General features: G+C 67.2%; 9 protein-coding genes. 8 read left to right on the forward strand and 1 reads right to left on the reverse strand.

All coding sequences use genetic code 11. From position 1 onward, the window contains the following. The first annotated feature begins 57 nt into the window (after window positions 1–57). The 4 genes from J2X06_RS03460 to glnE all read left to right on the forward strand — a co-directional run bounded on the left by J2X06_RS03460 (window position 58) and on the right by glnE (window position 9,023). Window positions 58–2,553, forward strand: a complete 2,496-nt coding sequence (locus J2X06_RS03460) for a S8 family serine peptidase (protein WP_310058315.1) — start codon at window positions 58–60, stop codon at window positions 2,551–2,553. A gap of 441 nt (window positions 2,554–2,994) precedes the next feature. After that, window positions 2,995–4,395 carry a S8 family serine peptidase gene (locus J2X06_RS03465; protein ID WP_310058318.1) on the forward strand — a complete coding sequence of 467 codons (1,401 nt, stop codon included), beginning with the start codon at window positions 2,995–2,997 and terminating at the stop codon, window positions 4,393–4,395. A gap of 284 nt (window positions 4,396–4,679) precedes the next feature. Continuing rightward, window positions 4,680–6,095 (forward strand): S8 family serine peptidase, encoded by a 1,416-nt coding sequence (locus tag J2X06_RS03470; RefSeq protein WP_310058320.1) that lies wholly within the window; start codon window positions 4,680–4,682, stop codon window positions 6,093–6,095. A gap of 84 nt (window positions 6,096–6,179) precedes the next feature. Next, the gene (glnE, locus tag J2X06_RS03475) at window positions 6,180–9,023 is read left to right on the forward strand and encodes a bifunctional [glutamate--ammonia ligase]-adenylyl-L-tyrosine phosphorylase/[glutamate--ammonia-ligase] adenylyltransferase (RefSeq protein WP_310058323.1); all 2,844 of its coding nucleotides are present in this window, start codon (window positions 6,180–6,182) and stop codon (window positions 9,021–9,023) included. Here glnE and J2X06_RS03480 read toward each other — a convergent pair. Continuing rightward, on the reverse strand, window positions 9,020–9,976 hold the full coding sequence (locus tag J2X06_RS03480; RefSeq protein ID WP_310058324.1) for a mitochondrial fission ELM1 family protein: 957 nt from the start codon (window positions 9,974–9,976) through the stop codon (window positions 9,020–9,022). The two genes, glnE and J2X06_RS03480, sit on opposite strands and share 4 nt — an antisense overlap. 212 nt (window positions 9,977–10,188) lie before the next feature. Here J2X06_RS03480 and J2X06_RS03485 point away from each other — a divergent pair, with 212 nt between their 5' ends. The 4 genes from J2X06_RS03485 to J2X06_RS03500 all read left to right on the forward strand — a co-directional run bounded on the left by J2X06_RS03485 (window position 10,189) and on the right by J2X06_RS03500 (window position 12,566). Further along, entirely contained in the window at window positions 10,189–10,779 is a 591-nt protein-coding gene (locus J2X06_RS03485) for a malonic semialdehyde reductase (RefSeq protein ID WP_310058327.1), read from the forward strand. A 52-nt stretch (window positions 10,780–10,831) separates the two neighbouring features. After that, the gene (locus J2X06_RS03490) at window positions 10,832–11,422 is read left to right on the forward strand and encodes a YceI family protein (protein WP_310058329.1); all 591 of its coding nucleotides are present in this window, start codon (window positions 10,832–10,834) and stop codon (window positions 11,420–11,422) included. A 107-nt stretch (window positions 11,423–11,529) separates the two neighbouring features. Further along, complete coding sequence (locus tag J2X06_RS03495) at window positions 11,530–12,237, forward strand: pirin family protein (protein WP_310058332.1); 708 nt, start codon at window positions 11,530–11,532, stop codon at window positions 12,235–12,237. Window positions 12,238–12,368: 131 nt separating this feature from the next. Further along, window positions 12,369–12,566: a zinc-finger domain-containing protein gene (locus J2X06_RS03500; protein WP_310058335.1), complete on the forward strand. Its 198-nt coding sequence runs from the start codon at window positions 12,369–12,371 to the stop codon at window positions 12,564–12,566. The last annotated feature ends 1 nt before the right edge of the window (window position 12,567 follow it).

The raw sequence follows: 12,567 nt of genomic DNA on the forward strand, positions 1-12,567 counted from the left end.
GCCTGCATGGCCGCACTCGCGGCACCGGGATCATCTGCACTGCAAGAGCTCATTCCATTGAATCCGGCCCCCGTGGTCGAATCCGATGCGCCTCGCGACGAAAGTCCGCAGCGCTGGTTCGTGGAACTGAGCGGCGCGCCCGCTGCAGAAGGCGGCAAGTCGGCGGCGCTCAAGAGCGAGAAGAAGGCTTTCCGCGACAACGCCGGCGCCGCTGGCGTGAAATACCAGGAACACTTCGCATTCGACGGATTGTTCAATGGCCTGTCGATCAGCGTGTCACGCTCGCAGCTGAGCACGTTGATGCGCATTCCCGGCGTCAAGGCGATCTATCCGGTCGAGACGGTGGCGATGCCGGATCCGGAAACCTCCAATCCCGAACTGGCCACCGCGCTGGCAATGACCGGCGCCGACATCGCGCAGAACGAGCTCGGCCTCGATGGCCGCGGCGTGCGCGTGGCGGTGATGGATACGGGCGTCGATATCGACCATCCGGATTTCGGCGGCAACGGCACCAATGGCAGCACGCCGTTCCCGACGGCGCGCGTCGTGACGGGCTGGGATTTCGTCGGCGATGCATTCAATGCCGACCCGGCTTCGGCGACGTACAACCCGGTCACCACGCCGGACGCCATCCCCGATGACTGCGCCGGCCACGGTTCCCACGTCGCCGGCATCATCGGCGCCGACGGCACCGTGAAGGGCGTCGCGCCGAAGGTCTCAATCGGCGCCTACCGCGTGTTCGGCTGCCAGGGTTCGACGACGGCCGACGTCATGCTCGCGGCAATGGAGCGCGCGCTGGCCGACGACATGGACGTGCTCAACATGAGCATCGGCTCGACCTACCAGTGGCCGGAATACCCGACCGCCAAGGCCGCCACGCGCCTGGTCAACAAGGGCATGGTGGTGGTGGCCTCGGCCGGCAACAGCGGCACGACGGGCCTGTACTCCACCGGCGCGCCGAGCGTGGGCGACAAGGTCATCTCGGTGGCCTCGTTCGACAACACGCGCATTACCTCTCCGGCCTTCACCATCACGCCGGATGGTCGTGCAATCGGATACAACGCCTCCTCCGATGCGCCGACACCGCCATCGGCTGGCACCGCATCGCTGCAACGCACTGGAACCGCGACTTCCGCGGCGGATGCGTGCACCGCATTGCCTGCCGGAAGTCTCTCCGGCCACGTCGCGTTGATCAGGCGCGGAACCTGCTCCTTCCATATCAAGTCGGCCAATGCACAGGCAGCCGGCGCGATAGCCGTGGTGGTCTACAACAACGTCGCCGGCCCACTCAGTCCCGCGGTTGCCGGTCCCGTGCCGATCAACATTCCGGTCATGGGCATCAACAACATCGACGGTGAAGTGATCGACTCAAGGCTGGCGAACGGACCGGTGTCGCTGACCTGGGGCGCGACCGCGAGCGTGGTCAATCCTACCGGCGGCCTGATCTCCTCGTTCAGCGCCTACGGCATGTCCCCGGACCTGCAGTTGAAGCCGGACATCGGCGCGCCCGGTGGTTCGATCTACTCGACCTACCCGCTGGAAAAGGGCGGCTACGCCAACATCAGCGGCACCTCGATGTCGTCCCCGCATGTCGCCGGTGCTGCGGCATTGCTGCTGCAGGCGGCGCCGAACACGCCGTCGCAAGCGGTCGGCAGGATCCTGCAGAACACGGCGGTGCCGAAGCCGTGGTCCGGCAATCCGAACCTGGGCTTCCTGGATATCGTGTACCGGCAGGGCGCCGGCATGCTGCGCATCGACGAGGCCATCACCACGGCCACGCGGGTTTCGCCGGGCAAGCTGTCGCTGGGCGAAAGCACGTCAGGGCCTGCAACGAGTGAGCTCACGCTGACCAATTCCGGCTCGACCCCGGTGACCTACGCGTTGTCGTCGGTCAATGGCGTGGCAACCGGCGCAAATACATTCACGCCGAGCTTCAACACGGCGGGGGCCGGCGTCGTATTCGGCACCAGCAGCGTCACGTTGCAGCCGGGCGCGACGGCCACCGTCGGCGTGACCATCACGCCGCCCCCTGCGCCAGCTGGCGGCCAGTACGGCGGCTACCTGGTCATGACCCCGAACGACGGCAGTGCCACGCTGCGCGTACCGTTTGCCGGCTACATCGGCGACTACCAGTTGCGCCAAGTGCTGGTGCCCACGGTGAACGGGTTCCCGTGGCTGGCGAAGTTCTCCGGTACCGGCTACACCAACCGGCCGGCAGGGGCCAGCTACACCATGGCCGGCAATGACGTGCCGTTCTTCCTGGTGCACCTGGATCATCAGTCGCGCAAGATGCGGTTGGACGTGACCGACGCGAACACCGGCAAATCCTGGCATCGCGCGCTGGAGGACGAGTACCTGGGTCGCAACTCGACCTCGACCGGCTTCTTCGCGCTGTCGTGGGATGGCATCACCACCGCCGGCAACAAGAGCTACACCGTGCCGAACGGGCAGTACCTGGTAAAGATGTCCGTGCTCAAGGCCTTGGGTGACGAGAGCAACCCGGCGCACTGGGAGACCTGGACCTCGCCGGTGATCACCGTCGCACGCCCGTAAGCGAGCCGTGGAAGAACTGAACAGGGGCCCGTGCGGGCCCCTGTTTTTTGGTCGGTTTATCAGCTGAACAGGGCGCTTTTTAAACTGTCCAGTTCTCTTTTGCAGTGCAGCGTGCAACCGAATAACGGTTCCTTCACGATCGACTCGCATCCCGACGTGGGGGAGGGAGCAGGCCCGCAACCGGTTCGACCGGGGCGGGCTTTTTATTTGCGCGTCTCTTGCGCGCTTTTTGCTTGGCGCCGTTGGTCGGTATTCCTCGAAGGCGTGTCCAGGTTGGCATGCAAAGTGGCTGCGACAGCGGCCTGAATTTCCGCGGCGCTGCGTATGTCTGGGCAAGAGGCATGCCGCCCTTCCGCGCGAGCAAACCTCGAATCGAAAGCGCAGGGGCAGCCCCGGGGTAGTGCGCGCTTTCATCCATACGTTGCTTCGAGGAATCCCCCAATGAGCAAGCTTGCACGGGCCATCACGGTGGCCCTGGTCACCATCGGTTTCGCCGCGTCGGCCCAGGCCGCCACCTATGTGGTCTCGGCGAAAAACCTGTCGTTCGACGCGCAACTGGCGCGTAAGGTCGAAGCCGCGGGCGGCACCATCACCGCGCGACTGCCGCAGATCGGCGTGGTTCTCGTCGAATCCAGCGATGCAGGCTTCGCCGCGCGTGCCGCGAAGATCCCCGCGATCCGTTCGGCGGTGCGGGACATCACCGTGCAATACAAAATCCCTGAGGCGATCGCCGACACAGGGGCCGATTTCGCCAATCCGCCTGCATCGGGCGAGGACGACACCCGCTTCGACCTGCAATGGGGAAGCGCGGCGATCGACGTGGCAGGCGCCTGGAACCAGGGATATCGGGGCGCCGGTGCAATCGTGGCGGTGCTCGACTCGGGCGTGGTCTGCCAGCATCCGGACATCGCGCCGAACCTGTTGCCGGACTCGACCTCGTTCGCTACGGGCGAAGGGCTCTGCTTCACCGTCCCCGGCGCATTCAATCACGGCACCCACGTCGCCGGCATCATCGCGGCGCCCGACAACGCCTTTGGCACGATCGGGGTGGCGCCGGAAGCGAAGATCCTGGCGGTGAAAGTGCTGTCGGCCTCCGGAAGTGGTGACTTCGCGTGGTTGATCGAAGGCCTCGTCTATGCCGCCGATCATGGCGCCGATGTCATCAACATGAGCCTGGGGGCCGACATCCCGGTCAATGGCAGGGGTGCGAACGAGGTCGCCGAACTGGTCAACGCGATCAAGCGTGCCGTGAAATACGCACGCAGCCAGAATGCGACGGTGATCGCCTCCGCCGGTAACGACGCGCGCGACCTCGACCACGACAGCGGCCTGAAGATCTGCGACACCGATGGCTGCTATGTCGCCAACCTGAAGGCCTTCCCCGCCGAAGTACCGGGCGTGCTGGCGATCTCGGCGACGGCGCCGATCGGTTGGGCCACGGCTCCGACCACGACCTCGTACGACAACCTGGCCTCGTACTCCAACTATGGCCAGTCGGTGATCGCGTTCGCCGCACCTGGCGGGGACGACTCCTACCCCGGTAACGAGAACTGTCTCGTCGGCGGCTTGACCCGGCCTTGCTGGGTGTTCGACCTGGTGTTCGCACCGGGCGGCTATACGAGCCCGACGATCGTGAACTACTTCTGGGCGGCCGGCACCAGCATGGCCGCACCGCACGTCTCCGGCGTGGCCGCGCTGATCATCGGCAAGCACGGCGGCGAGATGTCACCGGGTGAAGTCGAGAAGATCCTTCGCACGTCTGCCGAAGATCTCGGCAAGCCGGGCAACGACGACATCTTCGGCACCGGCCGCGTCAACGCGTCGCGCGCCGTGGAACTCTGATCGCCGACCGCATCGTTTCGAGTGCATCACCGGACGGCCGCCTTCGGGCGGCCGTCCGCGCTTTGGGCGACCCGGAATGTTGCGGAGCGCGCCGGCGCAATCGTTCTCAGGGGGGCATCGGATATTTCTCGGGGGGGCATCTGAATCCAGCGGCGGTTGGGCGTTATAACGTGCTGATTCGAGGTGGCCCGCGTCATGCATGCAGAAGATGCGCATGCCGGTCCAGTTCGATACCGAAGGGGAACAGGGACCGCGCCCTCAATCATCCGTTACGAGGGGATTTTATGAGCAAGCTTGCGCGGGCCATTACCGTGGCCCTGGGTACTATCGGTTTTGTGGCATCGGCCCAGGCGGCCACTTTTGTGGTCACGGCCAACCATCTTTCGTTTGACGGGCAACTCGCGCGCAAGGTCGAAGCCGCGGGCGGCACCATCACCGCGCGCCTGCCGCAGATCGGCGTCGCCATTGTCGAGTCCAACCGCAACGACTTCGCTGCGCGCGCGGGCAAGGTGCCGGGCGTGCGTTCGGCGGTATCCAACCTGTCGCTGCAGTTCGATGTGCCGACGGCCGAGTCGTCGCTGGTGGAAGACTTCAACAACCCGCCGGCATCGGGCGACAACGACACGCGTTTCGACCTGCAGTGGGGCAGCGCCGCCATCGACGTGGCCGGCGCCTGGAACCAGGGACAACGCGGGGCCGATACGGTGGTCGCCGTGCTCGACTCCGGCGTGGCCTGCCAGCACATCGACATCGCCGCCAACCTGCTGCCGGATTCGACCTCGTTCGTGCCCGGAGAGGGTGTCTGCCACAACACCGTTGGCACCTTCAATCACGGCACCCACGTGGCCGGCATCATTGCCGCGGCGGACAACGCCGTCGGCACGATCGGTGTCGCTCCGCAGGCGAAGATCCTGGCGGTCAAGGTGCTGTCAGGCGTGACGGGTGGCGGCGACTTCGGCGGCATCATCCAGGGCATTGTCTATGCCGCCGACCATGGCGCGGACGTGATCAACATGAGCCTGGGGGTCAGGGGTGGCCTTCCGGTCAATGGCCCGGGTGCGAACGAAGTGGCCGAACTCGTCAACGCCACCAAGCGTGCGGTGAAGTACGCGCGCTCCCAGAATGCGCTGACGATCGTTTCCGCCGGCAACGACGGGCGCGATCTTGACCACGACTCGGGCGTCGAGCTCTGCGATGCGGACGGCTGCTACCGTGCCAACCTGCAGGCATTCCCTGCGCAGCTGCCCGGTGCGCTTGCCATTGCGGCGACCGCTCCGATTGGCTGGGCCGTCGATCCTTCGGGCAACCTCGACTATCTGGCCAGCTATTCCAACTACGGCCAGTCGGTGATTTCGTTCGCGGCCCCTGGCGGTGATAGCGCGCTGCCTGGAAACGAGAACTGCACCGTGGCGGGAATCACGCGCCCGTGCTGGGTGTTCGACCTGGTCTTTGCGCCCAGCGGTTATGCCGCGGTGCCGGGTGGGATCGCCAACAACTACTCGTGGACCGCCGGCACCAGCATGGCCGCCCCGCACGTTTCCGGCGTGGCCGCGCTGATCATCGGCAAGCATGGCGGCGAGATGTCGCCGTCGGAAGTCGAGAAGATCCTGCGCGCGTCCTCCGACGACCTAGGCAAGCCGGGCAACGATAGCGAGTTCGGCGGTGGTCGCGTCAACGCATCGCGCGCCGTGCAGTACTGATCGTCCAGCATCGCTTCATCGTTCCAGCCAGACGGCCGCCTGCGAGGGCGGCCGTCTGCTTTTGGCCGTGCCAGAATGGCGCGGATGAGCCGCAGCGACGATGACCTGAAGGACAGTGCCGTTCACCCACTCGCGCGGAGTGCGTTGGCCACGCGTGCGTTGTCGCGCCTGCGCAATGCCCTTGGCGAAGCGGGGCGGATACTGGATGACGAGAACGTCGCCGAGCGCGTGCGCCGCGTGGCCGTCGCCAGCGACTTCGCGATCGATACCCTGGCCCGCCAGCCGGCCCTGTTGTCGAAACTGATCGCCGACCAAGGTGCGAACGCGGTCCAGCCGCCGTTGCTGGAGCCGTCGGTGCGCAGCGACTGGCCGGCGCTGCTGCGCCGCTACCGGACCGCGGAATCCACACGACTGATCTGGCGCGATGTGCTCGGGCTCGACGGCGTGGACGACACGCTGGCCGGCAGCACGCGCCTGGCCGAGCGTTGCCTGGAGACGGCACTGGCGGCGCTGGAAGCCGAGTTCGTGCAACGACACGGCGTGGTGCGCGATCGTGAGGGCCGCGAGCAGCGTCTGGTGGTGTTCGGCCTGGGCAAGCTCGGTGGCGAGGAACTCAACTTCAGTTCCGACGTCGACCTTGTCTACACCTACGAACACGACGGCGAGTCCGACGGCGAGCGGCCGCTGGCAGCGGAAACCTATTTTGCGCGGCTGGGCCAGCAACTGGCCCGGCTGCTCGACGAGATGACGGCCGATGGCTTCTGCCATCGCGTCGACCTGCGCCTGCGTCCGTACGGCAACGCCGGCCGCGTGGCCTGGTCGTTCGCGGCGATGGAACAGTACTTCCAGCATGAGGGCCGCGACTGGGAGCGCTATGCCTGGCAGAAGGCGAGGCCGGTGGCGGGCGACATCGAGGCAGGCGAGCGCTTCCTCGAGATGCTGCGGCCGTTCGTCTATCGGCGTTATCTCGATTACGGCGCACTCGATGGCTTGCGCGCGATGAAGGCGGCGATCAGCGCCGAAGTCGCGCGCAAGGAACTGGCGGACGACATCAAGCGGGGTCCCGGCGGTATTCGCGAGATCGAGTTTCTTGCGCAGGCTCTGCAGCTGATACGCGGCGGCCGCGAGCCGGCACTGCGCGGGCGACGGCTGCTGCCCACGCTGCAGGCGCTGGTGGAAGCTCACCACGTCGGCGAGGAGGCGGGCACGCAACTGGCCGATGCCTATCGTTTTCTGCGCGGCCTGGAAAACCGCCTGCAGATGCTGCGCGACGCGCAGACACACGCGTTGCCGGGGGGCGACGAGGATCGCGCGCGCATCGCCGTGGCGCTGGGGTATTCCGGATGGGAATCGCTGCGCAACGAGCTCGATACCCAGCGCGGGCGAGTCACGGCAGAGTTCGAGGCGCTGCTGGCGCCGCGCCGACGCGTCACCGATGCGGACGAGCTGACCGTCTACTGGCGCGCGTTGCCCGACAGCGGCGACAGCGCCGTGCTTGCGGCGGCCGGCTTCGATGAGGCCTCGGCCGCCGACGGCCTGCTGCGCGACCTGGCGCGCAGCCCGGGCGTGCGCGGGCTGTCGGACCAGGCGCGCACGCGCCTGGATCGCGTGTTGCCTGCGCTGCTCAACGCCGCCGCGCAGTCTTCCGAACCGATGCTCGCGCTGCGACGGCTGCTCGCGCTGTTGCAGAACATCCTCCGGCGCAGCGCCTACCTGGCCTTGCTGGACGAGCAGCCCGCGGCGCTGGCGCGCCTGGTCGAGGCGGTGTCGCGCAGCGCGCTGCTGGCCGAACGGCTCGCGGCGTATCCGCTGCTGCTCGATGAGCTTCTGGATGTCCGCGTGGTGGGCCCGTTGCCCGGTCGCGAGGCGCTGATCGCCGCATGCACGTCGGTCGAGGAAGAGGATGGCGATGCCGAGGCAACGCTTCAGGCGCTGAACGAAGTACGCCAGGCCCTGAGCTTTCGCATCGCCATGGCCGTGCGCGACGGTCGCCAGCCGGCGGTCGAAAGCGCGCAGCAGTTGGCGTGGCTGGCCGACGGCGTGGTGATGCGCGTGCTGGCGCTGGCCGAGCAGGAAGTCGCGGCCGCGCACGGACGCGTGCCCGGCGCCCGCTTCGCGGTGCTCGGTTACGGCAGCCTCGGCGGGGAGGAACTGGGCTTCGGCTCCGATCTCGACCTGGTCTTTCTTTACGACACGCCTGAAGGCGAAGGCGCGCACTCCGACGGCGCGAGGCCACTGGAGGCATCGCGGTGGTTCGCTCGCCTGGCGCAGAAGATCGTGGCGCTGCTCGGCGCCGTCACCGGCGCGGGCCGTCTGTTCGATGTCGACGTGCGGCTGCGGCCGGACGGCGCAAAAGGCCTGCTGGTATCGAGCCTGGCCAGCTTCACCGATTACCAGCGCACCCGCGCCTGGACCTGGGAACACCAGGCATTGGTGCGCGCGCGTGGCGTCGCCGGTGACGTGTCGCTGTGCGAGGAGTTCGAACGCGTGCGCTCACAGACGCTGTCCATCGCCCGCGAGATTTCCACGCTCAACGCCGATGTCGTGTCGATGCGCCGCCGCATGCGCGCCGAACTGGATCGCAGCGACGCGGCGGCCTTCGACCTCAAGCAGGGCGAGGGCGGACTGGTGGACCTGGAGTTCCTGATGCAGACCGCGGTGTTGCGCGCATCGAACGTGAATCCCGCGCTGCTGTTACCGCGCAATACGCCCGGGCTGATCGAGGCGGCACGCGAGGCCGCGCAGATCGATGCGGCCACGGCCGAGTCCCTCCACGATGCGCATGCGCTGCTGCTGGCGCGCGGGCTCGACTGCACGCTGGATCGTCGTCCGCGCCGGGTTCCGTGCGATGAGCGGATCGACGCGGCGCGCGCCGCGATCCGCATGTCCGCACGGGCGCAGGGGCTGGATTTCGCCGAGGAGTCTTAACCGGGCAGGTCCAGGCGGGCCTGCACCAGTGCGGCGACGCGCGCGGTTTCGCGCAGTGGCATCACATCCATGGGCAACGCCGAAGCGGCGACGAGGGCGTCGTCCTGCGCCAGATCGAAGAAGCGCACACGACCCAGGCCGTACAGGCTGTCCAGAAAATGCCGCGGCCGTCCGTCGATGCGTTCGGCGCCCGCGACCAACACCGGCGCCAGTGTCGCGGCCGCTTCGGAAAGCATGTTGACCGAGTCGGCAGTGCAGACGATGCGGTCGGCCCAGCCAAGCAGTCCCGCGTAGGGATTGGCTCCGTCCGCTTCGCTACACCACATCACGCCGGGCAATTGCGCGAAGCGGTCGCGCAGCCGCGCGCGAACCGTCGCCGGTGTGCGCCGCGACGCGGTGGCCAAAATGCTGCCGCCTTCGTAGCGGATTAGCCGCTCGACCTGGGCCAGCAGCGCTTCGAACATCGCGTCGTCGAAGCGCGCATTCGCGCTGGGGCCACCGATCAGCAGCGCCGTGCGTGGCGCGGGCAGGGCGGCGAATGCGGCGAACTCGCGGCGTGCTGCCGCCAGCCACAGGTCGTCGACCGGATGCAGGCTGCCGAACATCGTGATGACGTTGTCGCCACGGAGCCCGTCGTGCTGCGGCGCGATCACCAGGTCCCAGTGGTGCGTGGACAGGCGCGGGTCGAGGATCTGCACGGCCCGCGCACCGCCGGCACGCAACAGGCGCGTGGCCAGGGCGGCCTGGCGGCCACATCCGATGGCCACGGCGGGCGGACGCGGCAATGCCGCGGCGAATTCCTCGCCGAAGGCGCGCCGCGCCCCCGGCAACTTTCGCGGCGCCAGCCAGCGCCACGGCGCTTGCGATTGCAGCGACCACTCGCGAGCCGCCAGCCCGAGCGCATTGGCGAGCGCCTCGGCCTGGCGACGGTTGCCGGCATGGCCATCGGTCACGGTCCATGCTCCCGCCGCCGGTTGGGCGGCCGGCGCGACACGCTCCGGGCGGTTCGCGGCAGGATGGCTCGCAGTAGGGCTGCTTTGTTGCACGTTTGTGCTTAATCCGTTCCGAAGTCGTCGGCGGTTCTGCCCACGCCAGACTCTACACTTCCGCCACTCATCTTCTGCAACCTGACCGCGAATGACTGCGGTGCCTTCTGGAGCTTCCGATGTCCCAAGTCCTGTCCGACGCCGCCCTCGACCAGTTGTTCCGTACCGCCCGCACCCATAACGAACTGGGCGGTGAGGTCAGCGACGAGACCCTGCGCCGACTGTACGAGCTGGCCAAGTGGGGCCCGACCAGCGCCAACATGTCGCCGCTGCGGCTGGTGTTCGTGAAATCGCCGCAGGCCAAGGCCAGGCTGGCCCCGGCGCTGGACGAGGGCAACTACGCCAAGACGCTGGCGGCACCGGTGACGGCGATCGTGGGCTACGACATGGCCTTCTACGACAAGCTGCCGTACCTGTTCCCGCATGCCGACGCCAAATCCTGGTTCGACAGCAAGCCCGAGCCGGCGCTGGAAACCGCGGCCCTGCGCAACGGCAGCCTGCAGGGCGCGTATGTGCTGATGGCGGCGCGTGCCGTCGGCCTGGATTGCGGGCCGATGTCGGGCTTCAACAACGCGATGGTCGACGAAGCCTTCTTCGGCGGCACCCGCATCAAGTCCAATTTCCTGATCAACCTCGGCCATGGCGATCCGGCCAAGCTGTTCCCGCGTTCGCCGCGACTGTCGTTCGACGAGGCCGCGCAGGTCCTGTAACGCATAAGCGCTCGACTCAAGTACGCCCCATCAACCCCCCCGGAGATTTCCGATGTTCAAACGTCTTGCCCTCGCCGTGGTCCTGGCTTCCGCCAGCGCCGCCGCGTTCGCTGCACCCGTCACCTACAAGATCGACGCCAACCACACCAGCGTGGTCGCCAGCTGGAATCACTTCGGCTTCTCCAATCCGATCGCGAACTTCGGCCAGGTCGACGGTTTCATCACCTACGATCCGGACCACGTCGGCACTTCGAAGGTCGAGGTGACCATTCCGCTGGCCGGCCTGGATACGCGCGTGGCCAAGTTCGACGAACACCTGCGCAGCGCCGATTTCTTCGACGCAGAGAAGTACCCGACCATCACCTTCAAGAGCACCAAGGTCGAAGCCGCCGGCGACAAGAAGCTGCGCGTGTTCGGCGACCTGACCGTGCACGGAGTGACCAAGCCGGTCGTGCTCGACACCACCATCAACAAGATCGGCGAGCAGCCGATGGCCAAGCGCGCTGCCGCCGGCTTCGACGCCACCACCACGATCAAGCGCAGCGATTTCGGCGTCGACAAGTACGCCCCGAACGTCAGCGACACCGTCACCATCCGCATCACCACCGAAGCGGTGGTCCCGAAGGCCGGCGACGCCAAGTAATCGCGGCAGCATCGGCACAGACCGCGGGTCCGACCCGGACCCGCGATCCGCAGAAAAGGCGGCCGCCGTGAGCGCAGCGTTCGCGGCGTGCCTGCTAACCTTTGCCGATGATCATCGAACGCAACGCCCACTCGCGTGGCCTGGTCCAGGAAGGCTGGCTCGACAGCCGCCACACGTTCTCCTTCGGCAGTTACTACGACCCGGCATGGATGGGTTTCGGTCCGCTGCGGGTGATCAACGAGGACATCGTCGAGCCCGGCGCGGGTTTCCCGCCGCATCGGCACGCCAACATGGAAATCCTCAGCTACGTGCTGGAGGGCCGTTTGGCGCACAAGGACAGCAGCGGCGGAGGCGGGGTGATCCACGCCGGCGAACTGCAGTGGATGAGCGCCGGCCACGGCGTGGAACACAGTGAATACAACGGCTCTGAAACCGAGCCGGTGCATTTCCTTCAGATCTGGATCCAGCCCTCGCGGCTGAACCACCAGCCGGCTTACGCCCAGCGCGACGCGGTTGCCGCCGATGCACGCGGCTGGAACCTGCTGGCTTCGCCGGACGGACGCGACGGCAGCCTGTCGATCCGCCAGGACGCGTGGCTGCGCAGCGTCCGGCTTGATCCCCGCGAGACCGCCGCCCACGTGCTGGACCCGTCCCGCCTGTATTGGCTGCACGTGGCCAGGGGCACGATCCTCGCCAATGGCCGTACCCTGCATGCCGGCGATGCGCTGGGGTTCCAGGACGAATCCGGCCCACTGCGGCTGAACGGAGAGGGCGAACACCAGGCCGACGTGCTGCTGTTCGACCTCCCCCCGTAAGGCGCGGCCAGGCTCTGGGCGATGCGCAGGGCGGGCCTCGGCGAGCCGAAACGATGCGGCCAGGGCATCAAGGATGCGGCGGGCAAGGGCCCGCCCTACAATGGCGCTCCACGTTTCGCACTCCACGCATCATGACCGCAGCCAACGCCCATCCCACCCAGGCCAATGCCGAGCAGCGCTATGTCGTGCACCGCGGCGACCTGCCGCTGAGCTGCCCGATGCCGTCGATGGCGCTGTGGAACTCGCATCCGCGCGTCTATATGCCGATCGAGACCGAGCACGAAGTGCAGTGCCCGTACTGCGGCTCGCATTTCGTCCTCGAAGACTGAT

Source organism: Lysobacter niastensis (assembly GCF_031457115.1).
Lineage (GTDB): Bacteria > Pseudomonadota > Gammaproteobacteria > Xanthomonadales > Xanthomonadaceae > Lysobacter_J > Lysobacter_J niastensis_A.